Source organism: Xanthomonas arboricola (assembly GCF_003353015.1).
GTDB classification, from domain to species: domain Bacteria; phylum Pseudomonadota; class Gammaproteobacteria; order Xanthomonadales; family Xanthomonadaceae; genus Xanthomonas; species Xanthomonas arboricola_E.
This window is the reverse complement of the sequence record NZ_QREM01000009.1, coordinates 386,529-411,706: the sequence shown is the minus strand read 5'-3', so window position 1 is coordinate 411,706 and position 25,178 is coordinate 386,529. Positions and strand designations below refer to the sequence as shown.

The window sequence follows — 25,178 nt, the reverse complement described above, 5'->3', positions numbered from 1 at the left end:
CGGCAGGACGCAAAAAACTGGAGCGATGCCCGAGTGGCTGAAGGGGCTCCCCTGCTAAGGGAGTATAGGGTCAAAAGCTCTATCGAGGGTTCGAATCCCTCTCGCTCCGCCAGTGTTTCAAACGCCCGCAAATCCTTGATTTGCGGGCGTTTTCATTTCTGCTGCGGTATTGGCAACGGTCCGCATGCAGGGCATTGGCGCAGCCACGTCAGTCACACCGGCGCCAGCATCTGAATCGCCACAAACGCGCTGCGGGCAGGCATTCAAGTAACGCGGGAACGAGTCGCTAAGGCTGTGACACATCTCTCGGACTCAACGCGATGCGCCTACCGCCGCTGCTTGGACGCCTGTTTTCTTCCCGGAGCCGCGGGCTGCAGCACAAGGCCGACGCAGTGGACCGGGTGATGGCAGTGATCGAGTTCGATCTGGATGGCCGCATCCTGGGCGCGAACCAGAACTTCCTGTCCCTGATGGGCTATCGGCTGGACGAGGTCGTCGGTCAGCACCACCGCATGTTCGTGACTCCCGGCGACCGCGACAGCGAGAGCTATCGGCAGTTCTGGCAGGGGCTGCGTCGCGGCGACTTCAATGCCGGGCGGTTCTGCCGCCTGGACAAGCATGGGTGCGAGGTGTGGATCAACGCCTCCTACAACCCGTTGCTGGATCGCGCCGGCAAGGCCTATCGGGTGGTCAAGTACGCCACCGACATCACCACCCAGGTGCGCCAGACCGCCGATTTCGAAGGTCGCATCGATGCGATCGACAAGGTCATGGCGGTCATCGAGTTTTCGCTGGATGGCACGGTGCTCGATGCCAACGAGAATTTCCTGGCGGTCATGGGCTACCGGCTCGATGAGATCCGCGGCAAGCATCACGGCATGTTCGTGGACGCGCAAACGCGTCAGTCGGCGGCCTATCGCGCCTTCTGGGACAAGCTCGGGCGCGGCGCGTTCGACGCAGGCCGCTACAAGCGCATCGGCAAGGACGGCGGCGAGGTGTGGATCCAGGCGTCCTACAACCCGGTCCTGGACGAGCACGGGCGGCCGTACAAGGTGGTCAAGTACGCCACCGACGTGACCCGTCAGGTGATCGATTCGGCCGATGCCGACGGTCGCATCCAGGCCATCGACAAGGTCATGGGCGTGATCGAATTCGATCTGGACGGGCACGTGCTCAGTGCCAACGACAACTTCCTGGCCATCTTGGGCTACTCCGCCGAAGAGGCAATCGGCCAGCATCACCGCATCTTCGTGGACGCAAGCTACGGCGCCTCCGAAGACTACCGGCATTTCTGGGCGAAGCTGGCGCGTGGTCAGTTCGATGCGGGCCGCTACCGCCGGCTGCACAAGGATGGCAGTTCGGTGTGGATCCAGGCGTCCTACAACCCGATCCTGGACGTGTCCGGGCGCCCGTACAAGGTGGTCAAGTACGCCACCGATGTCACCGATCAGGTGCGCTCGGCCGAGCGCATGCGCCAGTTGATGCAGCAGACCATGCGCATTGCGCAGAACGTGCAGCGCGAGGCGCACCATATTTCGGTCAGCAATCAGGAGCTGGTGAGCCGGTCGTCCACGCAGTCGGCGGCCGTGGCGCAGACCTCGACCACCATCGACCAGCTGGCAGAGACCGTCCGCAGCAATTCCGACAGCGCCGGTTCGGCCCAGCGCATGGCCGAGGCATCGGCCGATGTCGCGCGACGCGGCGCCAGCGTGATCGCCGACATGGTCAAGACCACGGCCGGCATCCGCTCGGCCACCGACCGTATCGGCCAGATCATTGAGGTGATCGACGGCATCGCGTTCCAGACCAATATCCTGGCCTTGAACGCAGCGGTGGAAGCGGCACGCGCCGGCGAACAGGGACGCGGGTTCGCCGTGGTGGCGACCGAGGTGCGCAGCCTGGCACAGCGCTGCAGCGTCTCGGCGAAGGAGATTCGTGGCTTGATCGACAATGCGACCGACCAGGTGGGCGATGGGTCGCGCCTGGCCGAGCAGGCCGGGGGGGTGATGCAGGACATGGTCAGCTCGGTGTTGCGCGTCACCGCGACCGTGGAGCAGATTGCCGCTGCCAGTCAGGAGCAGGCACGGGACATTTCCATCGCCAACACCGCGCTGCAATCGATCGGTGTGCAGGCGCGCGAGCAGGCGCAGATGGTCGATGACCTGGCGCGCTCGGCGTGCGTGCTGGAAGCCGATGCCGATGCGCTGTTTGCCTTGGTCAATGGCGATGGCGAGGGTGGTGGCGACACCGAGAGTGTTGCTGTGCGGAGCGTGACCTCGACCTCGAGCAAGCCGCCTGCAAGGACTGCCAGGCCGCAGGCCGCGTGATCCGTGCGGTGATGCGGTGCTGCGCGGCGGCGGCACTGCATGACGGCATGCGTCGCAGTGTCATCGCCGGTGCCTTTTAGGGAGCTCGCCGTTGAGCACAAAGAAGCCCGCCGGAAGCGGGCTTTGTGCTGTCTGCCAGTCTCCAGCGCGCAGCGTGCCGGGTTGCCTGCGGCACGCTGTGCGCTGAGCTGGCGCCGCTTACTTCGGCAGATCGAACACCAGCACTTCCGCATCGCGTGCATCGGCCAGCACGATCTGCGGCTCGCCGGTGATCTGCAGTGCGTCGCCGGCCGACAGCGCCTGGCCGTTCACGCTCAGGCTGCCGCGCGCCACCTGCACGTAGCCGGTACGGCCCGCGGCCAGTGGCTGCTGCAGGCGCACGTCGCCATCGAGAATCGAGGCGTACAGGCGTGCATCCTGGTGCAGGCGCAGCGAGCCGTGCTCGCCACCGGGCGAGGCGATCAGGCGCAGCTGGTTGCGCTTGCTGTCTGCATCGAAATGCTTCTCTTCGTAGCTGGGCTCGATGCCGCTGCGTTCGGGCATCACCCAGATCTGCAGGAAGTGCACCGGCTCGCTTGCCGAGTGGTTGAACTCGCTGTGGGTGACGCCGCTGCCGGCGCTCATGCGCTGCACATCGCCGTAGTGCAGGACCGAGCCGGTGCCCATGCTGTCCTTGTGCTCCAGTGCGCCACCCAGGACGTAGGAAATGATCTCCATGTCGCGGTGGGCGTGGGTGCCGAAGCCCTCGCCCGGGACCACCTTGTCCTCGTTGATCACCCGCAGCGGGCCGATGCCCATGTGGCGCGGGTCGTGGTAGCTGGCGAAGGAGAAGGTATGGCGCGAGGACAGCCAGCCGTGTTCGGCGCGGCCACGGGTTTCGCTCTTGCGGACAGTCAACATGGTGCGTCTCCTGGAAGGGGTCGGGTGTCGCCAGGAAGGGGAACTCGGTGTCCCGGCGGCTTGATGGATAGTCTGGGCCTGCGCGCCAAGGACAGAAAGCGAGTAGATTTGGCCGCTATCATCGAAAAAATCGAACAATGAAAATCAGCCTGGACGCCCTGCAGATCCTGGACGCGATCGACCGCCGTGGCTCGTTTACGGCCGCGGCCAAGGTGTTGTTCAAGGTGCCGTCGACGATTTCCTACACGGTCTCCAGGCTGGAGGACGATCTGGGCGTGCAGCTGTTCGAGCGGGTCGGCCCGAAGGCCACGCCGACGCAGGCGGGGCGTGAGCTGCTGCGCGAAGGGCGGCAGCTGCTGCGCGCCGCGCAGGAGCTGGAGCTGCGGGTACGGCGGGTGGCGTCGGGCTGGGAGTCGGACTTTGCGATCGGGCTGGATGCGATCCTGCCGGTGGCCTTGCTGCAGGCGCAGATCCTGGATTTCTACACGGTGGCCGACAGCACGCGCCTGCGCGTGGTGAGCGAGTCCTTGTCCGGCGGCTGGGAGGCGCTGCTGGATCGGCGCGTGGATCTGATCGTCGCGGCCGGCGAGGGGCCGAGCGGTGGTGGCTACGTCGCCGAGGCGATCGGGACGCTGGGCTTCGTGTTCGCGGTGGCCTGCACGCATCCGCTGGCGGGCGCCGGCACGCTGGGCGCGGCCGAGCTGGCCGAACATCGTGCGATCGCGGTGGCTGATTCGGCGCGGCGTCTGTTGCCACGCACGGTCGGCCTGCTGTCCGCGCGCGATGTGCTCACCGTGCCGGACATGCAGACCAAGCTGCAGCTGCAACTGGCCGGCGCCGGCTATGGTTTCCTGCCCGAGCCGTATGCGCGCGGCGCGCTGCAGGATGGCCGGCTGTGCGAGCTGCAGGTGGAAACCCGCAAACCTGATGAAACCTTCTACCTGGCCTGGCGGCCGGGCGAGGAGGGCGAGGCGCTGGGCTGGTGGCGGCGCGCATTGCGCGGCGATGGCGTGTTCGATGGCTGGTTGCAGTCGCTTGCCGAAATGTATCGTTCCGGTGCCGCCGGGCAGCCGCACGCGTGAGGAAGGGCGGATAATGCGCGTTCGCCGTCGCGCAGGGTCGCCACATGCAGGGCTTGATCGAACAGTACGGACTGGCGCTGGTGTTCGCCAACGTGCTGGCGCTATCGCTGGGCCTGCCGCTGCCGGCGCTGCCAACCCTGGTGCTGGTCGGGGCCGGCTATGCGCTGCAGGGCGGGGAAGATGCCTGGCTGGCCGGATTGGCGGCGTTGGCGGTGTCGGTGCTGGCAAGCCTGCTGGGTGACCTGGCCTGGTATCTGGCCGGCCGCCGCTTCGGCAATCGCACCTTGCAGTCGCTGTGCCGGCTGTCGCTGTCGCGCGACACCTGCATGAAGAAGACCGAGCGGTTCTTCTCGCGCTGGGGGGTGCGGGTGCTGGCGGTGGCCAAGTTCGTGCCCGGTCTGTCGATGGTCTCGGTGCCGATGGCCGGTGCGATGCGGGTGCGCCCGGCGGCGTTCCTGCGCTACGACGCCCTGGGTGCGTCGCTGTGGGCAGTGGTCGGCCTGGGCCTGGGCGCGCTGTTCGCGCATCAGGTGCAGGACGTGCTGGCGTTGCTGTCCGACCTGGGGTCCGGTGCGATCGTCGTAGTGGCCGCGTCGCTGGCCTGCTACGTCGGCTGGCGTTGGTGGCGGCGGCATGCCCTGCTGCGTTCGCTGGAGCATGCGCGTATCGCGGTGGAGGAGCTGGTGCCGCTGCTCGATGGCGACGAAGCGCTGCGGCCCACGGTGCTGGATATCCGTGCGCCGGGCTATCGCGACCTGCAGCCGTACACGATTCCCGGCGCGGTGTTTGCCGACGAGCGCCAGCTGGCGCAGATCCTGGCCAGCGTGCCGCGCGAGCGCAGCGTGGTGATCTATTGCGCGTGTCCGGACGAGGTGTCGGCGGCGTGGTTGGCCGCTCGGATGCGCGAGCGCGGCTATCACGACGTGCTGCCGCTGCGGGGCGGGCTGGATGCATGGCGCGACGCCGGGCATCCGGTGACCTCGCTGCTGCCGGTCGTGGCGGTGGCCGGGACCGATGCGCTGGATGCGATGGCCTGATCGCCTTGATGCGGCGACTTGCGGCGCAAGCTGGCCTTCTTGCGGCGTGTGCGGGGTTGGCTGCATCGTAACGGCACAGCCATGGTTCGTCCTCGAACGACAGGCAAAAAAAAAGACCAGCACGCTGGTCGTTTTCTTCAAGATTGGTGCGCCCGGAGAGATTCGAACTCCCGACCGCCTGGTTCGTAGCCAGGTACTCTATCCAACTGAGCTACGGGCGCNTCGTTTTCTTCAAGATTGGTGCGCCCGGAGAGATTCGAACTCCCGACCGCCTGGTTCGTAGCCAGGTACTCTATCCAACTGAGCTACGGGCGCATTATCTTGTTTTTGCGTTGCCTTACTACTTGCAGATCCATCGCGGTGCGATGAGACCTTTCAACTAAAAAGACAGCGTTTGAAGGCTGTCTCTCGTTGTTCTGAAGATGGTGCGCCCGGAGAGATTCGAACTCCCGACCGCCTGGTTCGTAGCCAGGTACTCTATCCAACTGAGCTACGGGCGCGTCGTCAGGAGCGGAATTATNTGGTGCGCCCGGAGAGATTCGAACTCCCGACCGCCTGGTTCGTAGCCAGGTACTCTATCCAACTGAGCTACGGGCGCGTCGTCAGGAGCGGAATTATGCGGATGCCCGGAGTCCTCGTCAATCCCTTTGTGAAAGTCGATTGTCGTCGCCCTCGTCGCCAACACGTCGCCGCAGCGCGGCAGCCACTGCGGCAGGGTGCTTCATCCAGGCGAAGTGATCGCTGCGCGCGCCCAGTTGCGCATCGTCCAGGGCGACGCAGTCGGCAGCTGCCTGCGGCATTTTCTGCAGCAAGGCCTGCAAGGCGCCGGGTGGGCCGAAGCGGTCGCGCGCGAAGGTCACTGCGCTGATCGGCATGCGCAGCTGGCCCAGCGCCTGCTCGAGATTCCATGACGTGCCGGCCGCACGATAACGATTGCTGCGACCGACCTGCGCCCACTCGGCGATCAGGCTGCGCGCCTCGGTTCCGCCGAAGCCGAGCGTGCGCCCGTGCAGCACGCCTTGCCTGCGTGCCAGCCATGGCAGCAGCCGGAACACCAGCGGCAGGCCGTAGCGCATCGGTACCGGGAAATTGCGCCAGTACGGCGAGCCGCTGGCGACCAGCCACAGCTGCGCGATCCATGCAGGCTGCAACGCGGCATGGCAACAGGCCAGTTGGCCGCCGAGGCTGTGACCGCCGAGCACGCACGGCAGCTGCGGGTCGTGCAGGTCGAGCAGCGCCCGGCTGGCGGGAATGTCGTCGGCAAGCAGCGTGCGATAGCCCCAGTCGTGCTGGCGCGAGGGGCGCAGGCTGCTGCTGCCATTGCCGCGCCATTCGTGCAGGTACACCGCAATGCCGGCGCAGGCCAGCGCATGCGCGAACGGCTGGTAGTGCCGCGCGGCGACCCCGAGTGCCGGCAGCCATAGCAGGCTGGCGACCGGCCGCGCCGGGGCGTGCCGCAGCACCTGCCAGGCATGTCCATCCGCGGCGGTGACGGCGAGCGTGCTGGCGTGCACGCTCATGGGCTGGGCGCGGCACCGAAATGGTCCAGCACCAGTACCTCGCCGTGCCCCGGGCTGTGGCCGAGGCGGATGGCGCGTGCGACATAGTCGATGGCCGCTTCGCAGGCATTGAGCAGGGACAGGCCCTGGCACAGTTGCGCGGCAATGGCCGCCGACAGGCTGCAGCCGGTGCCGTGCGCATCGACCTGCAGGCGCGGATGCATGAACACGTCCTGGGTGACGCCGTCATCGAAGCGGTCGATCACCCGCGTGCCCTCGTGCAGGTGGCCGCCCTTGAGCAGCACCGCGTTGGCGCCGAGGCCGAGCAGGGCGGCGGTGGCGTGTTCGGCGGCATCGGCATCGTCGATGCGGCGGCCGGTCAGCAGTTCGGCTTCGGGCGTATTGGGTGTGATCAGCGTGGCCAGCGGCAGCAGGCGCGTGCGCAGCGCCTCCAGCGCAGCGTCTTCGAGCAGGCGGGCGCCGCTGGTGGACACCATCACCGGATCGAGCACCACGAAGGGCGGGCGATGGCGTTCGAGCAGATCGGCCACGCAATGGATGACCTCGGCATTGGCGAGCATCCCGAGCTTGACCGCCTGGATCTGGAAGTCGGCAAAGCAGGCGTCGATCTGCGCCTGCAAAAACGCGATCGGCGGGACATGCACGGCAGTGACGGCGCGGGTGTTCTGCGCGGTCAACGCGGCAATGGCCGACAGGCCGTGCACGCGGTGCGCAGCGAAGGTCTTGAGGTCGGCCTGGATACCGGCACCACCGCCGGAATCGGAGCCGGCGATGGTCAGGGCGGACAGCGTGCTGGACGTGGTCATGGGTGGATTCTGCACTGCCGCCCGGCGGTTGTGCGGATCAGCGCATGCGCCAGCGACGCCATTGCAGATAGCCGATGTAGCCGGCACCGGTCAGTCCGGTGAGGCCGGCCGGCAGGTACAGCGCCTCGTAGTGCCAGCGCTGGAACAGCCAGGTGCCGAGCATGCTGCCGCCGAGGAAGCCGCTGATGATCAACCCGCTCAGCGTGAGCCGGCGCACCTGCAGCGGGCGCCCGCGCAGCAGGTGCCCCAGGCCGATGCCCAGGTCGGTGAACATGCCGCTCAGGTGCGTGGTGCGGACCGCGGCGCCACTGAAGGTGGTCGCCATGGCGTTCTGCAGGCCGCAGGCGCCAGCGGCGCACAGTGCGCCGCCGACGTGATGCAGCTTGAACAGCGGAATCGCCGCCAGCAACAGCAGCGCTTCGAGCAGCAGCGCCGCGCCGTAGCGCTGTCCGAGCCGCAGGACATCGTCCTGGATGATCAGGCCGCTGAGCATGGCGCCTGCGCAGAAGGCGATCAGGATGCCCCAGAGAAAGCCGATCTCCGGCGCGCTGTGCTGCACCAGGGCCACGCCGAGCAGGCTGGTGGTGCCGGTGAGGTGACTGACCACCTGGTGTTCGGAACCCAGGTAGCCGACCACGTTGACCATGCCGGCCACACCCGACAACGCGACCGCGCCGATCCAGACCCAGCGCGGCAGCAACAGGCCCATCGCCGGTCAGGGCGTGCCGTTGATGGCGATCTGCGAAAACGCGCCGGTTTGCGGGTCGTACAACGCGCCCCAGAACGCACTGCCGCCATCGCACATCCGGATCGCGTCCCTGGCCGGTTTCACTGGCGGATCGTTCGGCAGCCTGAAGGCATTGATGTAGATCAGCTGCTGGCCCTGGATCACCACGCCGACGTACTGGCGGTCGAAATCACGTGGCTCGGGGATGGTCGGGGTCAAGGCATCCTGCCTGGATTCGAGCTGTTCGATCTGCTGCTGGCTCGGTGTCCAGTAGCCGGTGATCTGGCCCGGATGCCGCGCCGGGCTGTCGCGCGAGCAGGTGTCCAGCACCTGCTCGGCAATGCTCTGGCGGGTAATTACCCAGGACTGCCCGCTCTTGAGGTTGGTCGGCACGCTGGCGGGCGGCGGCGCGGTCGCGCAGCCGGCCAGTGCCATGACCGCCAGCGCCGTCGCGCCGCGCAGCAGGTGCATCACAGCACCTCCGAGGCGAAGTCGGCCAGGCGCGAGCGCTCGCCACGCCGCAGCGTGATATGCGCGCTGTGCGGCCAGGCCTTGAAGCGATCCACCGCATAGGTCAGGCCCGAGGTGGTCTCGGTGAGGTAGGGCGTGTCGATCTGTTCGACATTGCCCAGGCACACGATCTTGGTGCCGGGGCCGGCACGGGTGATCAGCGTCTTCATCTGCTTGGGGGTGAGGTTCTGCGCCTCGTCCAGGATCAGGTAGCGCGACAGGAAGGTGCGCCCGCGCATGAAGTTCATCGAGCGGATCTTGATGCGGCTGGCGAGCAGGTCGTTGGTGGCCGCGCGGCCCCACGAGCCGCCTTCCTGGTTGTGCGTGAGCACTTCCAGGTTGTCGGTCAGCGCGCCCATCCACGGGGTCATCTTTTCTTCCTCGGTGCCGGGCAGAAAGCCGATGTCTTCGCCGACGCTGACGGTGGCGCGGGTCATGATGATTTCGCGGTAGCGCTGCTGATCCATCGTCTGCGCCAGGCCGGCGGCCAGGGCAAGCAAGGTCTTGCCGGTGCCGGCGGTGCCGAGCAGGGTGACGAAATCGATCTCCGGGTCCATCAAGGCATTGAGCGCGAAGTTCTGCTCGCGGTTGCGCGCCACGATGCCCCACACCGCGTGCTGGCCGCTGCGGAAATCGTCGACCAGGCACAGCGTGGCCTTGCCGCCGCCGACCTTGGCCACGCGCAGTTCCACTTCGTCCTCGCCCGGCAGATACAGGTACTGGTTCGGGTACCAGTCCTCGTCGTCGGCCAGCACGATCTCGTAATGGGTGCGGCCACGCTCGTTCCAGCTGCGCAGGTCCTGGTTATGCTTTTCCCAGAAGTTTTCCGGCAGCTCGATGGCGCCGGTGAACAGCAGGCTGAAATCGTCCAGCGCGCGGTCGTTCTGGTAGTCCTCGGCATTCAGGCCGCTGATGTAGGCCTTGATGCGCAGGTTGATGTCCTTGGACACCAGGATGACCGGCACATCCGGATGTTCCTCGCACAGCGCCAGCACCGAGGCCAGGATCTTGTTGTCCGGGATCATCGCGCCGAAGGTGCGGCCCGGATCGATCGGATGGATCTGGAAATACAGCCGGCCGATCGCGGCCTGGCCCTTGAGCTGGATGCCCTGCGGATGGCTGAGCAGGATGCCGGCCTGGATCTGCTCGGCGTTGGTGTTCTCCAGCAGTTCATCCAGGAAGCGGCTGACCTGGCGCGCATTCCGGCTGACTTCGGACGTGCCCTTCTTGGCGTTGTCCAGCTCCTCGATCACCTGCATCGGCAGGAACACGTCGTGTTCCTCGAATTTGAACAGCGCGGTGGGATCGTGCATCAGCACGTTGGTGTCCAGCACGTAGATGCGCTTGCCTCGGGTCATTGGGTCTTCCAAGTGATGGAGCAGGGGCGAGCCATCACGCCTGCGGGGCAGGGTGATGGAGGACACGGGAAACCAGGGGGCGTCACTGTCTGGCGTGCGCCTTCAACGCGGCCAGCACGGCGTCGGCATGGCCGGCGACCTTGACCTTGCGCCAGGCCTGCACCACCACCCCCTCGGGCGACAGCAGGAAGGTGCTGCGCTCGATACCGAGCACCTGCTTGCCGTACATGTTCTTTTCCTTGATCACGTCGAAGGCGCGGCACAGCGCCTGGTCGCCATCGCTGACCAGCGGGAAGGCGAAGCCCTGCTTGGCGCAGAAATTGTCATGCGACTTCACCGAGTCGCGCGACACGCCCAGCACGACCGCGCCGGCCTGGGTGAACTGCGGCAGCAGTGCGTTGAAATCCAGGCCTTCGGTGGTGCAGCCGGGGGTGCTGTCCTTGGGGTAGAAGTACAGCACCAGCCATTTGCCGGCGTAGCCGCGCAGCGTGGTCTGGGTGCCGCCGGACAGCGACAGCGGCAGGTCGAAGCTTGCAGCGGGGAGTTCAAATACAGCGTCGGTCATCGTTGCTCAGCCCAAAGTGGAGGGGCGTGCGGCGCGGTCATGCCGGGCCGACGTCCATCCCATCATAAGCAGCCACATGGAAACGTTTGGCAAGCGCATCGAACTGCGCATTGCGCTGATTCAGCGACTCGATGGTGTGCTGTTCCAGCTTGTCCACATGCAGGAAGTAGGACTCCTCGTCGTCGCCATCGTCTTCGTCGCGTTCGCCGAGGAAGATGTCGATGACGCGATAGCCGTCCCGGGTCAGTTGCTCGGCGAGCTGTTGCAGCGGTTGCTGCGCCGGGTCGGCGAAGAAATATTCCCAGCGCAACGGTCCGTCGAGATTCCAGTCGGTCTCGGAGCGGATGTGCTCGAACATCTGTTTCAGTGCGGAAAGGGCAATGGCCATCGGAGCGTCTGCCTCAGAACTTCATCGGGTCCATGATCGCGTCGAGATTGAGGTGATCACAGAATTCCAGGAAATCATCGCGCAGTGCGGCGATATGCATGTTGGCCGGCACGCCGATCGTCACCTGCGCCGAGAACATCTCCGCGCCGGTCTGCATGGCGCGGTAGCGTGTGCTCTGCAGGTTCTCGATGGTGATGCCCTGGCGGTCGAAGAAATCGGCCAGCTGGAACAGGATGCCCGGCTTGTCGGCGGCGATGACTTCGACGATGTAGGGCAGCAGGTTGGACTGGGTCTGCTTGGGGCCGGTGCGGTACCACACCAGCTTCAGGCCCTCTTCGCGCTCGAGCCGGGTCAGCATGGCCTCCAGCTTGGCGACCGAGTCCCAGGAGCCGGTGGCCAGGGCGGTGACCGAGACATCGCGCCCCACCGTGGCCAGGCGGGCGTCCACGAGATTGCAGCCGCTGTCGGCGATGCGGCGGGTGACGGGCAACAGGGGGGACTCCGGATGCGTCGTGTAGGCGTTGATCAGGAGGTGGTTTTCGGTCGGCGAGGGCCGGGGAGTCGAGTCGGTCAAAGGGGCTTCCGGCATTGCATCAGGCTGAATGGCCGCCCGGGCAGGCGCCCTGGCGGTGACCAGCATACTTGCCCGTGCTTTCGCGCCGCAAGTAACATGCAGGCGGCCACAACCCGCGTGCGCGCGGGCCTTTCCTGTCACGTAAGAGCAGCAGAATCTTGTCCCTTTCCGGCATCATCACCGCGCTGGCGACCCCTTTCGGTCCGGACGGCGCACTCGACCTGGATGCCTGGCGGCGGTTGCTGGAACAGCAACTGCACGGCGGCGTGCAGGGAATCGTCGTCGCCGGTTCCACCGGCGAGGCCGCGGCATTGAGCGACGAGGAGTACGACACCTTGTTGCGCGCCGCGGTTGCGCAGGTGGCCGGCCGCGTGCCGGTGCTGGCCGGCACCGGCCTGTCGGGCACCGCCAAGACCATCGCGCAGACGCGCCGCGCCGCCGCGCTGGGTGCGCAGTACGCGCTGGTGGTGACGCCGCCGTACGTGCGTCCGACCCAGGCCGGGCTGCAGGCGCATTTCCTGGCGGTTGCCGACAACGGCGGGCTGCCGGTGGTGCTGTACAACGTGCCCGGCCGCACCGGATGCGACCTGTTGCCGGAGACGGTCGCCACCCTGGTCGGGCATCCGAACATCGTCGGCATCAAGGAAGCGCGCAGCGAGCCGGAGCGCGTGGCCGCGCTGGTGGCGCTGCGCAGCGACACCTTCGTGGTGCTCAGCGGTGACGACGGCAGCGCCGCGCAGGCGATGCTGTCCGGCGCCGACGGGTTGGTGTCGGTGGCCTCCAACGCCTTGCCGTCGGCCTATCGGCGCCTGTGCGACCTGGCCCGCGACGGACAGCGCGAGGCGGCCTCCACGTGGGACGCACGCCTGAGCGAGTACCACAGTTTCTGCGGCATCGAATCCAATCCCATCCCGGTCAAGGCGCTGCTGCAGCGCGCCGGGATCGGGCACGGCCTGCGCCTGCCATTACTGCCCCTTTCTGCGGCGCACCAGCCCGCCGCCGACCGCCTTGCCGCCGACGCCGTTGCGTTGGAAGCGCTTTCCAGCCGCGAAATGCTCGCGGCCTGACCCAGGAGATCTATCGATGCGTCATTCCGTTTCCCCCGTCCGCGTGCTCTCGCTCGCGTTGCTGGCGACCGCCACCGTCGCCGCCACGAGCGGTTGCAGCTGGTTTCACAAGGGCGCACGCGGTGACTACGCGCTGGCCCCGGAAGCCCGTCCGCTGGAAGTGCCGCCGGATCTGAACCTGCCCGATACCTCCGGGGCGATGAAGGTGCCGACGCTGGCATCGAGCGCGCAGCAGAACACCGCGACGCCGCCGTCTGCCAGCGCCAACAGCGGCTTCACCGTGCCGGGCGAGCGCGACGAGGTGTTTGCCAAGGTGGGCGCGGCACTGGCCGACATTCCCGGCCTGACCATCGCCAGCAAGGCGCAGATGCTCGGTTCCTACGACGTGAGCTACGAAGGGTCCAGCTTCCTGGTGCGCGTGGTGAAGGTCGACGCCGGCAGCTACGTGTCGGCAGTGGATCCGCGCGGCATGCCGGCCACCGCGGCAGCGCCGGTAGCGGTGATCACTGCGTTGAAGGGCAAGCTGGGCGGCTGAGCCCGCTGCAGCCATTGCAGACAGCAGAACGGGCGCCTCGGGCGCCCGTTTTGCGTTTCAAGATGCGGTGTCGTCGCTGCGTTGCCGTGGCGTAGCCCCGGCTGGGGCTGCCAGGCGCTACGTCAGCGTTGCAGCAACGGCAACTTGTCCGGCTTGCCGTCCCATTCGGCGGCATCGGGCAGCGGCTCCTGGCGCACGGTCAGCACCGGCCAGGCCTTGGCCAGCTCGGCGTTGAGCGCGACGAAGCCTTCCTGGCCCGCCGGGACGTCGTCTTCCGGGTAGATCGCGTTGGCCGGGCATTCCGGCTCGCACAGCGTGCAGTCGATGCACTCGTCCGGGTCGATGACCAGAAAGTTCGGGCCGACATGGAAGCAATCCACCGGGCAGACCTCGACGCAGTCGGTGTATTTGCACTTGATGCAGTTTTCGGTGACAACAAAAGGCATGGCGGAATCCGGCGTTTAGCCTGTCAATTCTAAAGCAGTCGAGCGGCCGGTGTGGGGTTGGCGGGATTTGTGGATTCCGCCCTGTCCGGTGGATTAAGGCCTGGTCGTCCCCGCTCAGGCCAAGCCGCGCTGCCTGGCCAGCGCGAACAATCCCGTGGCGGCCAGATCTTCCGGATGTCGCTGCGTCTGCACGCCCAGCTGCGCCAGCGCCAGCGCATAGCGTTGCGCCAGGCCGGGGCTGCCGACCAGGTGCACGGTGGCGTGAGTGCCGCGGTGCTCGCGCAGTTCGTGGCCGATCAGCAGGCCCGAGAGGTAGGACGGCAGTGCGGTCGCGGCAAGCCGGTCGAACAGGCCCAGCGTGCGCGCGCCGAACAGGTGGTGGCTGAGGCCGCCGGGCTCGCCGCTGCGATCGACCCCTTGCGCGAATGCGTCGGTGTCCAGGTCCGCAGGATCGTCCTGCATCAGCTTGCCCAGGATGCTGTGCTGGCGCAGCACCGCATACAGCTCGCCGGTCATGACGGTGGCAAAACCGGTCAGCTGGCCGTGGTCGAGCCGTGCCCATTTGCTGTGGGTGCCGGGCAGGCAGGCGACGTGCGTGCCGTCGCCGAGCGCGGCGAGCAGGCCGACCAGCTGGGTTTCCTCGCCACGCATGACATCGGGCACGCCGTGCTGCTGGCCGGTGCTCACGCCGGGCACGAACCACAGCGTGCGTCCGGGCAGCAGGTCGTCGTAGCGGCGCATCGCCTGCGCCAGCGCGGCGGTATCGGCCGGGCAGGGCAGGTAGGCCTGTTCGGCCCAGCCATTGCGGCTGCCGATCATGCCCGACAGCAGCAGCGGGCCGTCCCAGCCGTCGATCAGGCTGCTCAGCACCTCGCCGAAGCGGCCCTGGCAGGCCAGGATGCCGTCGCTGCCGCGGCGCTGCTCCAGCACCTGGCCGTCGGCAGCGAGCAGATAGCCGCGCAGGCTGCTGGTGCCCCAGTCGATGGCGATCATGCGCTGGCCACCCGGCTCTCGGGCAGGCCCTTGATCGGCAGGTCGCAGACATACAGGCTGCCGGCGTCGGGGGTACGGGCCAGTTCTTCGGCGCTGTGGTCCAGGCGCGAGCTGATCACATGCAGGCGGTCCAGCGCGGCGCCGCCGAAGGCGCTGCAGGTGGGGTGCTTGACCGGCAGCTTCACGATGCGCTCGATGCTGCCGTCGGGGCGGTAACGCACCACGCGCCAGGCGCGCCACTGCGCATTCCACAGATGGCCCTGGCTGTCGATGATGGAGCCGTCCGGCTCGGCATCGTCGCGGTCCAGCGTGGTGAACACCCGCACGTTGCTGGTCTGCGCGGTGTCGGCGTCGTAATCGCAGCACAGGATCTGCGGGCGCAGCGAATCGCAGTAATACAGCGTGCGGCCGTCGGGGCTGAAGCAGATCGAGTTGGGGATCGACACGCCCGGCAGCGGCAACGCACGCAGGCCGTGGCGCAGCGAGAACTGGTACATCGCGCCGCGTGCGGCCTTGTGGTCGTGCTCGTCCATGGTGCCGAACACCAGGTTGCCGTGCCGATCGACGCGGCCATCGTTACTGCGCGTATGCGGGTTGTCTGCTTCGATAGCGGCCAGCGTCTCGAACGGCAACAGCTCGTCTTCGGTGCTGTCCGGGTCGACGATGCCGATGGCCTTGGCCAATGCGACCAGCAGGCGGCCGTCGTCCATCAGGCCGAGGCACCCCGGCCGATCGGGCAGCGTCCAGTAGCGCGATTGCGCCGTGGCCGGATGATGCCGCCACAGGCGCTTCTCAACGATGTCGACCCAGTACAGCGCCTGGCGCTGCTCGCACCACAGCACGCCTTCGCCATGCGTGCAGCGGCTGTCGACCGCCAGCACGGCGGTGTGTTCGGGCGTGCTCACCATTCGGCGATGCTGCCATCGGCATGACGCCATACCGGATTGCGCCAGTCGGGCGGATTTTCGTTTGCGCGCTTGAGCATGTCTTCGTCGATCTCCACACCGAGCCCGGGCTTGGGCAGGGCGGCGATACTGCCATCCACACACTGAAAATCGTCTTTATTGATGACGTAATCGAGCAGGTCGGCGCCTTCGTTGTAGTGGATGCCGATGCTCTGTTCCTGCAGCACCGCGTTGTGCGAGACGAAGTCCACGTGCAGGCAGGCGGCCAGCGCGATCGGGCCGAGCGGGCAGTGCGGCGCGAAGCCGACATCGTAGGCCTCGGCCATCGCGGCGATCTTGACGCATTCGGTGATGCCGCCGGCATGCGACAGGTCCGGCTGCACCATGCCGATCCCGCCGGCGCACAGCACGTTCTTGAATTCGAAGCGCGAGAACATGCGCTCGCCGGCGGCCAGCGGAATCGAGGTGCTTGCGGCCAGGCGCGGGTAGTACTCGGCCTGTTCGGCCAGCACCGGTTCTTCGACGAACAGCGGTTTGAACGGTTCCAGCTCGCGCAGCAGCGCCTTGGCCATCGGCGCGCCGACGCGGCCGTGGAAGTCGATACCGAAGTCGATGGTGTTGCCGAAGGCCTCGCGGATCTCGGCCACCTTGACCACCGCCGCATCGACCGCGCGCGCGCTGTCGATCAGCTTCATTTCCTCGGTGCCGTTGAACTTGAAGGTGTCAAAGCCCAGCGCGCGGTAGTCGGTGATCTGCTGGATGATCGCACCGGGGCGGTCGCCGCCGACCCAGCGGTAGGTCTTCATGCGATCGCGCACCAGTCCGCCCAGCAGCTCGTACACCGGCACGCCCAATGCCTTGCCCTTGATGTCCCACAAGGCCTGGTCGATGCCGGCGATGGCGCTCATCAGGATGGCGCCGCCGCGGTAGAAACCGGCGCGGTACATGGTCTGCCACAGGTCGTTGATGCGCGCCGGATCCTTGCCGATCACATAGCCGGCCAGTTCGTGCACGGCAGCTTCCACCGAGCGCGCGCGGCCTTCGATGACCGGCTCTCCCCAGCCGGTGATGCCCTCGTCGGTCTCGACCTTGAGGAACAGCCAGCGCGGTGCGGCGTGGTAGGTGGTGAGGCGGGTGATCTTCATCCTTGCAGTTCCTGGTAGGCCTGCACGAAGGCGCGTGCATGCGTCTGGGTCGTTTCGAGCGATTGCGCGGGTTTGTACAGTTCGCCACCGATGCCGGCGCCGGCGGCGCCCTGGGCAAGGAAGCCGGCCAGGGTCTGCGGGCTGACGCCGCCGACCACATAGACCGGAATGTGGGTGGGCAGCACCGAGCGCAGCGCGCGCACATGCGCCGCGCCATAGGTCGCTGCCGGGAACAGCTTCAGGATCGTGGCGCCGGCATCGATGGCGTCGAACGCCTCGCTGGCGGTGGCGAAACCGGCCACCACGGTGAGCCCGCGCGACACCGCATGGCGGATCAGCGACGGGCGCGTATTCGGGGTGACGATGAAGCGCGCGCCGATCTCGGCCAGGGTGTCGACATCGTCGTTGCGCAGCACGGTGCCGGCACCGATCCAGGCGCGCGCGCCATAGGTCTGCTGCGCGAGCGCAATGCTCTCGGCCCAGCGCGGCGAATTGAGCGGGATCTCGATCGCGTCGAAACCGGCGTCGATCAGTGCACCGACATGATCGAGCGTCTCTTCCGGCGTGATGCCACGCAGGATGGCGATCAGCGGCAGGGCGAACAGGCTGGCGGTGGAGTCTGAGGTCATCGTGTTACTCGCGGTAGAGCGGAAAGCGGCCGTCAGCGGCCGGAGGGTCGCCAACGTCGGGGGAAGTTGCAGCGCGGCATGGCGGTGCGCAGTGGCCGGCGGGCAGCTGCGACAAGGTGGCTGCGGCACTTGCGTGCGCAGTCCAACGGCCTGCAATTGGGCGGCAAGTTGCCGTCATCGTTGTCCACCTCCGCAATCATGGCGTGCGTGTTGCCATCTCGTGGAAGATGGGTCACGTCTGTTCTGGCCGCGCCCGGGAGGTAGGGGCTCCTGCTGCGGCGTTCGATAGCCTCGCGCGGGGAGATATGTGCTGCAAATGAAATTTTCGGCATATTCTATTCCTCCTACGAATACAGCTACGTGGCGATCCCCCATGGCAAATTCCGGCACTCCCTGGTTCAACGCTGCCCGCCTCAAGACGCGCCAGCTCCTGCTGCTGCTGCATCTGCACGAACAACGCTCGGTGCTGCGCGCGGCCGAGGCCGCCAGCATGACCCAACCGGCCGCGTCCAAGCTGCTGGCGGAAATGGAAGACATGCTGGGGGTGAAACTGTTCGAGCGGCATGCCCGCGGGGTGGAGCCCACCTGGTACGGCCATGTGCTGATCCGGCGCGCGCGTGCGGCGATGTCCGAAATCGGCCGGGCGCAGGAAGAAATCGCCGCGCTGCGGGCCGGGCGCATGGGCCAGGCCTCGATCGGCACGGTGGTCAATCCGGGGACCAACCTGGTGCCGCAGGCGATCGCCGAGGTCAAGCGCGAGTTCCCCGACATCCTGGTACGGGTGGAAATGGACTACAGCCGCCCGCTGGTGGCCAAGTTGCTGGATGGCCAGCTGGACATCGTGATCGGCCGCATCCTGGGGCCCGAGGGCGTGGGCGAGCTGGAATTCGAGCCGCTGGCCGACGAGCCGCATTCGGTGATCGCGCGGGCCGGCCATCCGCTGGCCAGCCGGGCCGGCCTGCAGCATGCGGACCTGGTACGGCATGGCTGGATCCTGCCGCCCGCCGACAGCGTGCTGCGCGCGCGGCTGGACTCGATGTTCATGGAGCACGGCGTGCAGACGCCGACCAATGCGATCGAGACCTCCTCGCTGCCGGTGACCTCCACCCTGCTGCGTGGCACCGACATGCTGACCGCCCTGCCGGTGGAGTCGGTGGCGCCGCTGATCCAGGCCAAGCTGCTGACGGTGCTGCCGATCGAGCTGGGCGTGCGCATGGAGTCGTTCGGCATCATCCGTCGGCGCGATTACGTCCTGCCGCCGGGAGCCGAGCGCATTTTGCAGGCGCTGCGCACCACCGCACGGCGGCTGTATCCCGGTCTGCGCGGTCCGGAATCCCCTGGTTAAGCGGGCTCTTCCATTTGTATTCCTTTGCGGCATACCAGGCTGTGAATTTTTCATTGGCTGGCGCTAGACCACGCGCCTATATCTGTGAGCCAGATCGCACGCTGAAGCGCACGTGAAGTCGGGCAGGTGATCGGCGGCCAAGCCGCCATGCAGTGGGAGGTGGAACCGGGCGGCAACGTCCGTGTCCTGCACGATCACGCGGCCCGTTGACGGTGCCGCGCTAACCAGTCTTCAGTCGTCTTGCGTCCTGGGAGGGATTCAGATGTACAAGTTTTCAAGCCATGCCTCGGCAGGGACGGGCGTGCGTGCACGTCGTACCCCGCGTTTGCGTCATTCCGCCATGGCCGTCAGCATCGGGCTGTTGCTCGCCGCACCGGTGTACGCACAACAGACGCAGTCGTCACCGACTGCCCCCGCCGGCAACACCGCCGGCAGCGCGGTGGATCTGGATACGGTGGAAGTGCGCGGTGTGCGCGCCAGCCTGATCAAGTCGCAGGTGATCAAGCGCGATGCCAGCCAGATCGTGGATTCGGTCAGTGCCGAGGACATCGGCGCCTTGCCCGACCGCAGCGTTACCGAAACCCTGCAGCGCGTCAGCGGCGTGACCATCGACCACTTTGCCGCACGCAGCGATCCGGACCATTTCTCCGCCGAAGGCAGCGGGGTGATGATCCGCGGCCTGACCCAGGTGCGCGGCGAACTCAATGGCCGCGACATCTTCAGCGCCGCCAGCGGCCGCGGCCTGAGCTTCGAAGACGTGCCGGCCGAGTTGATGGCGGGCGTGGACGTCTACAAGAATCCTTCGGCGGAAATCATCGAAGGCGGCCTGGGCGGCACGGTCAATCTGCGCACGCGCATGCCGTTCGACAATCCGGGCCGGATCGTCGGCGGCAATGTCGATTACAACTACGGCGACATGAGCAAGAAGTACAAGCCGTCGGCCTCGTTCCTGTTCAGCGACCGCTGGAACACCGGCATCGGCGAAATGGGCTTCATGATCGATATCGCGCACTCGGAGCTGGCCACGCGCTCGGACGGCATCCAGGTGGAGCCGTACGTGCGACGCACCGATGAGGCGGTGCTGGCCGGCAGCGGGCGCAGCGAGGTGTTCGTGCCGGGCGGGGTGAACTGGCGTCAGCTGGATTTCGAGCGCAAGCGCGACGGGATCGCGGCGGCGTTCCAGTGGAAGCCCAGCGATGCCACCGAGATCTATGCGCAGTTCCTGCGCTCGCGTTACGAGATGAACTGGCAGGAGCGTGCCGCGTTCTTCAACGACAGCAACAACAGCATCACGCCGGCACCGGGCACGACCTTCGACTACGACGATCGCGGCGCCTTCCTGCGCGGCTCGCCGGTGTCCAGCTCGTGGCGCGGTGCGTTGACCGGCGACGGCGTGCGCTTCAATACCGACAACCGCTATTCCGAACAGCGCACCACCACCACCGACATGTCGGTGGGCTTCAGCCACTTCTTCAACGACAACCTGCAGATCAAGGGCGACATGCAGCTGGTGCAGTCGGAGAACGAGCAGCTGGATTTCACCGTGTTCAGCGCGACCTACCTGCCTGGGCTGACCTACGATGTCTCGGGCAAGTATCCCAGCGTGCAGATCGCCAACCCGGCCTTCACCCAGGACCCGTCCAATTATTTCTGGGCCGCAGCAATGGATCACCTGGGCAAGAACCGCGGGCGGCAGCTGTCCACCCGCGTGGATCTGGAATACACCTTCGACGACAGCAGCTGGTTGCGCTTTGCGCGCTTTGGCATGCGTGCCACCGACCGCAACCAGATCAACAAGAATTCCGGCTACAACTGGGGCGTGATCTCCGACAACTGGGCCGCCATTCCGGGCACCAGCAACGGCCTGGCCAACATGTCCGAGTTCATGACCGACCAGTCGTCGTTGTTCACCTTCTCCAACTTCTTCCGCGGCGGCGTCAACGTGCCGACCACTTTGGTGGTGCCCAACAGCAGCCTGGTCAACAACTACGGCGCGGCCTCGCAGATGATCCAGCAGATCGTGGCGTTGCGTGGTTATGGCTGGGCGCCGGACACCTACCAGCCGCAGGACACCAACCGCCAGTTCGAGCGCACCCAGGCGGCCTACGCGGCGCTGTACTTCGGCAATGACGAGGCATGGGGCATTCCGGTGGACGGCAATGTCGGCGTTCGCGTGGTGCAGACCAAGACCCAGGCCGAAGGCTTTGGCCAGTTCCAGGACCTGGCCGGGCTCAACTTCCCGCCCGAGCTGCAGGCGCGTTATACCGGGCAGTATTTCGAGAACAACTCCGAGGGCAGCTACACCAACGTGCTGCCCAGCCTGAACCTGCGCCTGCGCTTCACTGATAGCTTGCAGTGGCGCTTTGCCGCCTCCAAGGCGATGGCGCGCCCTGACTATACGCAGTTGCAGCCGTATGTCTTGCTCAACTTGAGAAACAACGACGACGGCCTTACGACCGACTTCGTCTTTGCTGGTACCGCCGGCAACCCGAACCTCAAGCCGATGGTGGCCAACCAGTTCGATACCGCGCTGGAATGGTACTTCGACACCAGCGACATGCTGTACGCCACGCTGTTCTACAAGAAGGTCAAGGATTACTTCTCCACCCAGACCCGCAGCGAGATCTACGACAACCGCGCCTGGCTGGTGACCCGCCCGTACAACATGGACGAGGGCACCATCCGGGGCGCGGAGCTGGGCTACACCCAGTTCTTCGACCAGCTCCCGGGCTGGCTGAGCGGATTCGGCGTCAATGCCAACTTCACCTTCGTCGACAGCCAGGGCGGCGCCAATACCGCTACCGACCCGTACACCAACACCACCGTCACCGGTGTCGAGCTGCCGCTGGAAGGCCTGTCGCGGCGCAGCTACAACCTGGCCGGCATCTACGAGAAGGGGCCGTTGTCGCTGCGTCTGGCCTACAACTGGCGCTCGCGCTACCTGCTCACCACCAGCGACGCGGCCACCCGCCTGCCGACCTGGGCCGACGACTATGGCCAGCTCGACGGCTCGTTCTTCTACCGCTTCAACGAGCATCTGCAATTGGGCGTGCAGGCCAACAACCTGACCAATACGGTGACCAAGGTCCTGATGGGTCCGACCTCGTATGAAGGCGGCGAGGTGGATACGCGCTTGTACCGGCGCTCCTCGTTCGTCAATGACCGGCGCTATTCACTGGTGCTGCGCATGAACTGGTAAGCGAAGGCGGTCACGCAACCGCTGTGTGCGGGCTCGCAGAGTTGAGCCCGCTTTTGCCGATCCGGCCATCCGGGTCGGCGATGCCAGACCCCGCGGGTTTGTCGGGGTTGCTATAGTTTTTACGAATAGCTTTCCAGGAATATTTCATTGGTGTGGCACGACGGCGCCGCCCTATGCTCCGGCCGCAGCGGCTAGGTAAGCCTTGTCAGGATTACCACGCATCGCAACCGCCCGGCCTTCCGGTCGTGGGCGGATGCAGGCCAGCACCAACGACGGGCAGGGCGTTCGCGCACCGACCCGCTAAAAACTAGAAGTACATGCGTCCTGGGAGGGAGCACCATGTCAGTGCAACATCGCCATATTCCGGCAGGCCGGGCTGTGGGTCAGCGTTCGATCCGTGATTTCCGCCGCTCCGCGATGGCGCTCAGTGTGGCCACGCTGCTGAGCGCGCAGGCCTACGCGCAGGACGCAACCACCACGGCCGCACCGGCGTCGGATGCGACCACCCAGCAGCTGGACACGGTGCAGGTCACCGGCACCCGCAGCAGCGTCACCAAGGCGCAGCTGGTCAAGCAGAACGCCGAGCAGATCGTCGATTCCATCGTTGCCGAAGACATCGGCAAGCTGCCCGACAACAATGTTGCCGAGGCGCTGCAGCGCATCTCCGGCATCCAGATCACGCGCAACTTTGGCGAAGGCAGCTCGATCGCCATTCGCGGCCTGACCCAGGTGCGTACCGAACTCAATGGCCGTGACATTTTCACCGCCAACGATGGCCGTGGCCTGAGCTTCGAGGACGTCTCGGCCGAACTGCTCGGCGGCGTCAACGTCTACAAGAATCCCTCGGCCGACATGATCGAAGGTGGCCTGGGCGGCACCGTCGACCTGCGCACGCGCCTGCCGTTCGACTACGACGGCCGCAAGATCGCCGGCAGCGTGCAGTACAACCATTACGACCTGGCCGACGAGGGCAAGCCGGCGTTCTCGGGCCTGTTCAGCGATCGCTGGCAGACCGGCATCGGCGAGATCGGCCTGCTGGTGAATTATTCGCAGCAGAAGAGCCCGTTCCGCCAGGACACCATCTCGATCGAGCCGTGGTACACGCAGACCGATCTGCCGGGCTATGAAGGCCAGGGTATATCGGTGCCGCACGGCGCCGGCATCAACACCACCATCGGCGAGCGCGAGCGCAAGACCGGCGCGTTCGCGATGCAGTGGCGTCCGAACGATGCGGTCGAGGTCTACACGCAGGTGCTGCGTTCGGAATATGACTTCAGCTGGCACGACTATTCGTTCTTTGCGTTGACTGGCCAGAACAACATGCAGGGCTTGCCAGGCATCGAAGTCAACAATCGCAATGAATTCGTCAATGGCTCGTTCCAGAACGTACCGACCGAATCCAACACCAGTCTGACCGAGCGGCATTCGGTGACCACCGACTACTCGCTGGGCGCCAAGTGGACGGTCAACGAGAAGCTGACTCTGAGCACCGACTTCCAGTACGTCGATGCCACCACCACAGGCACGCGCTACATTTTGTCTACCGGTCAGACCACTAGCCCCCAGTTAAATGTCGATTTCCGTGGCGATCTGCCGCGCCTGTCGGTGACCGATGCCAGCGGCGCGGAAGGTTATCTGGCCGATGCCAACAACTACGACGGCTGGCGCTATCACCTGGACAACAAGGACGACAACAAGGGCACCGAGTTCGCCTGGCGCGCCGATATGGACCTGGCTTTCGACAGCGACTTCGTGCGCAGCTTCAAGGCCGGTGTGCGCTACACCGACCGCGATGCCGAGACCAAGGGCAACATCTATCGCTTCTTGTGCCTCAATGCATGCGTGGCTGACCAGCAAGATAAAATTCCGTTCTCCCAGTACCCGACGATCGGCCTGGTGCCTAATCCCATCACCGATTTCTTCCGTGGCCAAAGCAGGGCATTCGGTCCGACTCTGACTGCATCGGATGCGGCAGTGGCCAATTACGAGCAGACCCTGGCCACCTTTGGTGCCAGCCCTCTGCAGTTTTCGCCCAACAACATCAACGCGCAGACCGAGAAGACCTATGCGGCCTATGGCGTGTTGCGCTTCGGCGTGGACAGCGACTCGATTCCGTTCGATGGCAACATCGGCGTGCGTGTGGTGAGGACCGAAGTCGGCTCGACGGGCGTTCGTACCGGAACTGATGGCGAAGGTGGCGGCCTGATTCCGGTGGATGCGCAGCAGACCTATACCGACGTGCTGCCGAGCCTGAACCTGCGTTGGATGCTGAGCGACCAGTTGCAGTGGCGTTTTGCGGCATCGCGCGGCATTTCACGCCCGACCTTTGACCGCCTGAACCCGAACCTGAGCCTGAGCACTGGCACTTCGTCCAACGGGGCCTCGACCTTTACCGGCAGGGCAGGTAACCCTGATCTGGAGCCGGTCAAGGCCGACCAGTTCGACACCGCGCTGGAGTGGTACTTCGGTCAGGGTTCGATGATGTACGGCACCCTGTTCTACAAGAAGGTCGAAGGCTTCATCGCCGACAGCGTGTTCAACGAGGTTTACGACGGCCGCGTGTGGCAGATCACCCGTCCGGTCAACGGCGATGCCGGCAAGATCCGCGGTGCGGAACTGGGCTACACGCAGTTCTTCGACTTCCTGCCGGGCTGGTTGAGCGGTTTCGGCCTGCAGACCAACTACACCTATGTCGACAGCGAGGCGCCCAGCCCGACTGCCACCGACACCAATGGCCAGGCGCTGACCGTGCCGCTGGAAGGCCTGTCCAAGAACAGCTACAACGCGATCCTCAGCTACGAAACCTCGCGCTTCCAGGGCCGTGTGGCCTACAACTGGCGCAGCGACTGGCTGGTGACCACCGCAGGCAACGGCACCGGCAACCTGCCGGTCTACAACAAGGGCTTCGGCCAGCTGGATGCCTCGCTGCGTTTCAACATCAATGATGTGTGGTCGATTTCGCTCGATGGCGTGAACCTGCTCGATACCCGTCGCGAAAGCTACCTGGGCACCGAGTCGCGCTACCGCGACTTCGTGATCAACGATCGTCGGTATGGCCTGACATTGCGGGCCAGCCTGTAGAACGCGCCGTAGGAAGTGCGTCTCCGGTCCGGCGAGCTG

22 protein-coding genes and 5 tRNA genes are annotated in these 25,178 nt (G+C 65.9%); 9 read left to right on the top strand and 18 right to left on the bottom strand.

Annotated elements, in window-relative coordinates; translation table 11 throughout:
- The first annotated feature begins 19 nt into the window (after nt 1-19).
- A tRNA-Ser gene (locus C0541_RS12385) sits at nt 20-112 on the top strand.
- 235 nt (nt 113-347) lie between these two features.
- Nucleotides 348-2,327 (top strand): methyl-accepting chemotaxis protein, encoded by a 1,980-nt coding sequence (locus tag C0541_RS12380; RefSeq protein WP_238601355.1) that lies wholly within the window; start codon nt 348-350, stop codon nt 2,325-2,327.
- Between the two features lie 198 nt (nt 2,328-2,525).
- Here the strand turns inward: C0541_RS12380 and C0541_RS12375 are convergent, their stop codons facing one another.
- Nucleotides 2,526-3,227, bottom strand: a complete 702-nt coding sequence (locus C0541_RS12375) for a pirin family protein (RefSeq protein ID WP_115048740.1) — start codon at nt 3,225-3,227, stop codon at nt 2,526-2,528.
- A 137-nt stretch (nt 3,228-3,364) separates the two neighbouring features.
- Here C0541_RS12375 and C0541_RS12370 point away from each other — a divergent pair, with 137 nt between their 5' ends.
- Both C0541_RS12370 and C0541_RS12365 read left to right on the top strand, forming a co-directional pair.
- Entirely contained in the window at nt 3,365-4,309 is a 945-nt protein-coding gene (locus C0541_RS12370; protein ID WP_115048738.1) for a LysR family transcriptional regulator, read from the top strand.
- A gap of 44 nt (nt 4,310-4,353) precedes the next feature.
- A complete protein-coding gene (locus C0541_RS12365) occupies nt 4,354-5,346 on the top strand; it encodes a DedA family protein/thiosulfate sulfurtransferase GlpE (RefSeq protein ID WP_115048736.1) in 993 nt (330 codons plus the stop codon).
- Nucleotides 5,347-5,490: 144 nt separating this feature from the next.
- Here C0541_RS12365 and C0541_RS12360 read toward each other — a convergent pair.
- From C0541_RS12360 to C0541_RS12305, 12 genes are all read right to left on the bottom strand, one after another.
- A tRNA-Arg gene (locus C0541_RS12360) sits at nt 5,491-5,567 on the bottom strand.
- 17 nt (nt 5,568-5,584) lie between these two features.
- Nucleotides 5,585-5,661 (bottom strand) — tRNA-Arg (locus C0541_RS12355).
- Between the two features lie 108 nt (nt 5,662-5,769).
- A tRNA-Arg gene (locus tag C0541_RS12350) sits at nt 5,770-5,846 on the bottom strand.
- Between the two features lie 21 nt (nt 5,847-5,867).
- Nucleotides 5,868-5,944 (bottom strand) — tRNA-Arg (locus C0541_RS12345).
- Nucleotides 5,945-5,984: 40 nt separating this feature from the next.
- Entirely contained in the window at nt 5,985-6,866 is an 882-nt protein-coding gene (locus C0541_RS12340) for an alpha/beta hydrolase family protein (protein ID WP_115048734.1), read from the bottom strand.
- Nucleotides 6,863-7,672, bottom strand: coding sequence for a bifunctional hydroxymethylpyrimidine kinase/phosphomethylpyrimidine kinase (gene thiD, locus C0541_RS12335; protein WP_161960035.1), 810 nt, complete (start codon nt 7,670-7,672; stop codon nt 6,863-6,865). Before thiD ends, C0541_RS12340 begins: the two co-directional genes overlap by 4 nt.
- A gap of 37 nt (nt 7,673-7,709) precedes the next feature.
- Entirely contained in the window at nt 7,710-8,381 is a 672-nt protein-coding gene (locus tag C0541_RS12330; RefSeq protein WP_115048730.1) for a YoaK family protein, read from the bottom strand.
- 6 nt (nt 8,382-8,387) lie between these two features.
- Nucleotides 8,388-8,870, bottom strand: coding sequence for a hypothetical protein (locus C0541_RS12325; protein WP_115048728.1), 483 nt, complete (start codon nt 8,868-8,870; stop codon nt 8,388-8,390).
- Nucleotides 8,870-10,267: a PhoH family protein gene (locus tag C0541_RS12320; protein ID WP_104532287.1), complete on the bottom strand. Its 1,398-nt coding sequence runs from the start codon at nt 10,265-10,267 to the stop codon at nt 8,870-8,872. The genes C0541_RS12325 and C0541_RS12320 overlap by 1 nt, the downstream gene beginning before the upstream one ends.
- Before the next feature lie 82 nt (nt 10,268-10,349).
- Nucleotides 10,350-10,832, bottom strand: a complete 483-nt coding sequence (locus tag C0541_RS12315; protein ID WP_115048726.1) for a peroxiredoxin — start codon at nt 10,830-10,832, stop codon at nt 10,350-10,352.
- Nucleotides 10,833-10,869: 37 nt separating this feature from the next.
- Nucleotides 10,870-11,220, bottom strand: coding sequence for a ribonuclease E inhibitor RraB (locus C0541_RS12310; RefSeq protein ID WP_115048723.1), 351 nt, complete (start codon nt 11,218-11,220; stop codon nt 10,870-10,872).
- A 13-nt stretch (nt 11,221-11,233) separates the two neighbouring features.
- Nucleotides 11,234-11,860, bottom strand: a complete 627-nt coding sequence (locus C0541_RS12305; protein ID WP_002813792.1) for a glycine cleavage system protein R — start codon at nt 11,858-11,860, stop codon at nt 11,234-11,236.
- Between the two features lie 92 nt (nt 11,861-11,952).
- Here C0541_RS12305 and dapA point away from each other — a divergent pair, with 92 nt between their 5' ends.
- Together dapA and C0541_RS12295 are read left to right on the top strand one after the other, a co-directional pair.
- Entirely contained in the window at nt 11,953-12,861 is a 909-nt protein-coding gene (gene dapA / locus C0541_RS12300) for a 4-hydroxy-tetrahydrodipicolinate synthase (RefSeq protein WP_115048721.1), read from the top strand.
- A gap of 16 nt (nt 12,862-12,877) precedes the next feature.
- The gene (locus tag C0541_RS12295) at nt 12,878-13,396 is read left to right on the top strand and encodes a hypothetical protein (RefSeq protein WP_115048719.1); all 519 of its coding nucleotides are present in this window, start codon (nt 12,878-12,880) and stop codon (nt 13,394-13,396) included.
- A gap of 122 nt (nt 13,397-13,518) precedes the next feature.
- Here the strand turns inward: C0541_RS12295 and fdxA are convergent, their stop codons facing one another.
- The 5 genes from fdxA to C0541_RS12270 all read right to left on the bottom strand — a co-directional run bounded on the left by fdxA (nt 13,519) and on the right by C0541_RS12270 (nt 17,514).
- On the bottom strand, nt 13,519-13,842 hold the full coding sequence (gene fdxA / locus C0541_RS12290; protein ID WP_115048717.1) for a ferredoxin FdxA: 324 nt from the start codon (nt 13,840-13,842) through the stop codon (nt 13,519-13,521).
- A gap of 114 nt (nt 13,843-13,956) precedes the next feature.
- A complete protein-coding gene (locus tag C0541_RS12285) occupies nt 13,957-14,835 on the bottom strand; it encodes a 2-dehydro-3-deoxygalactonokinase (protein ID WP_115048715.1) in 879 nt (292 codons plus the stop codon).
- Nucleotides 14,832-15,743: an SMP-30/gluconolactonase/LRE family protein gene (locus C0541_RS12280; RefSeq protein WP_115048713.1), complete on the bottom strand. Its 912-nt coding sequence runs from the start codon at nt 15,741-15,743 to the stop codon at nt 14,832-14,834. Before C0541_RS12280 ends, C0541_RS12285 begins: the two co-directional genes overlap by 4 nt.
- A complete protein-coding gene (gene dgoD, locus C0541_RS12275; RefSeq protein ID WP_115048711.1) occupies nt 15,737-16,885 on the bottom strand; it encodes a galactonate dehydratase in 1,149 nt (382 codons plus the stop codon). Before dgoD ends, C0541_RS12280 begins: the two co-directional genes overlap by 7 nt.
- A complete protein-coding gene (locus C0541_RS12270; RefSeq protein WP_115048709.1) occupies nt 16,882-17,514 on the bottom strand; it encodes a 2-dehydro-3-deoxy-6-phosphogalactonate aldolase in 633 nt (210 codons plus the stop codon). Before C0541_RS12270 ends, dgoD begins: the two co-directional genes overlap by 4 nt.
- A gap of 373 nt (nt 17,515-17,887) precedes the next feature.
- Between C0541_RS12270 and C0541_RS12260 the strand changes: the two genes are divergently transcribed.
- The 3 genes from C0541_RS12260 (at nt 17,888) to C0541_RS12250 (ending at nt 25,139) form a co-directional block, all read left to right on the top strand.
- A complete protein-coding gene (locus C0541_RS12260) occupies nt 17,888-18,859 on the top strand; it encodes a LysR family transcriptional regulator (protein WP_115048707.1) in 972 nt (323 codons plus the stop codon).
- Between the two features lie 262 nt (nt 18,860-19,121).
- Nucleotides 19,122-22,058 carry a TonB-dependent receptor gene (locus C0541_RS12255; RefSeq protein ID WP_115048705.1) on the top strand — a complete coding sequence of 979 codons (2,937 nt, stop codon included), beginning with the start codon at nt 19,122-19,124 and terminating at the stop codon, nt 22,056-22,058.
- A gap of 339 nt (nt 22,059-22,397) precedes the next feature.
- Nucleotides 22,398-25,139, top strand: coding sequence for a TonB-dependent receptor (locus C0541_RS12250; RefSeq protein WP_115048703.1), 2,742 nt, complete (start codon nt 22,398-22,400; stop codon nt 25,137-25,139).
- The last annotated feature ends 39 nt before the right edge of the window (nt 25,140-25,178 follow it).

Excerpts from the sequence above, each read along its gene's own strand:
- C0541_RS12340 (WP_115048734.1), bottom strand. The coding sequence starts at position 6,866 with ATGAGCGTGCACGCCAGCACGCTCGCCGTCACCGCCGCGGATGGACAT.
- C0541_RS12325 (WP_115048728.1), bottom strand. The coding sequence starts at position 8,870 with ATGCACCTGCTGCGCGGCGCGACGGCGCTGGCGGTCATGGCACTGGCC.
- C0541_RS12330 (WP_115048730.1), bottom strand. The coding sequence starts at position 8,381 with ATGGGCCTGTTGCTGCCGCGCTGGGTCTGGATCGGCGCGGTCGCGTTG.
- C0541_RS12255 (WP_115048705.1), top strand. The coding sequence starts at position 19,122 with ATGTACAAGTTTTCAAGCCATGCCTCGGCAGGGACGGGCGTGCGTGCA.
- C0541_RS12285 (WP_115048715.1), bottom strand. The coding sequence starts at position 14,835 with ATGATCGCCATCGACTGGGGCACCAGCAGCCTGCGCGGCTATCTGCTC.
- C0541_RS12270 (WP_115048709.1), bottom strand. The coding sequence starts at position 17,514 with ATGACCTCAGACTCCACCGCCAGCCTGTTCGCCCTGCCGCTGATCGCC.
- C0541_RS12315 (WP_115048726.1), bottom strand. The coding sequence starts at position 10,832 with ATGACCGACGCTGTATTTGAACTCCCCGCTGCAAGCTTCGACCTGCCG.
- C0541_RS12375 (WP_115048740.1), bottom strand. The coding sequence starts at position 3,227 with ATGTTGACTGTCCGCAAGAGCGAAACCCGTGGCCGCGCCGAACACGGC.
- C0541_RS12260 (WP_115048707.1), top strand. The coding sequence starts at position 17,888 with ATGGCAAATTCCGGCACTCCCTGGTTCAACGCTGCCCGCCTCAAGACG.
- dgoD (WP_115048711.1), bottom strand. The coding sequence starts at position 16,885 with ATGAAGATCACCCGCCTCACCACCTACCACGCCGCACCGCGCTGGCTG.
- C0541_RS12305 (WP_002813792.1), bottom strand. The coding sequence starts at position 11,860 with ATGCTGGTCACCGCCAGGGCGCCTGCCCGGGCGGCCATTCAGCCTGAT.
- C0541_RS12295 (WP_115048719.1), top strand. The coding sequence starts at position 12,878 with ATGCGTCATTCCGTTTCCCCCGTCCGCGTGCTCTCGCTCGCGTTGCTG.
- C0541_RS12250 (WP_115048703.1), top strand. The coding sequence starts at position 22,398 with ATGTCAGTGCAACATCGCCATATTCCGGCAGGCCGGGCTGTGGGTCAG.
- C0541_RS12320 (WP_104532287.1), bottom strand. The coding sequence starts at position 10,267 with ATGACCCGAGGCAAGCGCATCTACGTGCTGGACACCAACGTGCTGATG.
- C0541_RS12370 (WP_115048738.1), top strand. The coding sequence starts at position 3,365 with ATGAAAATCAGCCTGGACGCCCTGCAGATCCTGGACGCGATCGACCGC.
- fdxA (WP_115048717.1), bottom strand. The coding sequence starts at position 13,842 with ATGCCTTTTGTTGTCACCGAAAACTGCATCAAGTGCAAATACACCGAC.
- C0541_RS12280 (WP_115048713.1), bottom strand. The coding sequence starts at position 15,743 with ATGGTGAGCACGCCCGAACACACCGCCGTGCTGGCGGTCGACAGCCGC.
- C0541_RS12365 (WP_115048736.1), top strand. The coding sequence starts at position 4,354 with ATGCAGGGCTTGATCGAACAGTACGGACTGGCGCTGGTGTTCGCCAAC.
- thiD (WP_161960035.1), bottom strand. The coding sequence starts at position 7,672 with ATGACCACGTCCAGCACGCTGTCCGCCCTGACCATCGCCGGCTCCGAT.
- C0541_RS12310 (WP_115048723.1), bottom strand. The coding sequence starts at position 11,220 with ATGGCCATTGCCCTTTCCGCACTGAAACAGATGTTCGAGCACATCCGC.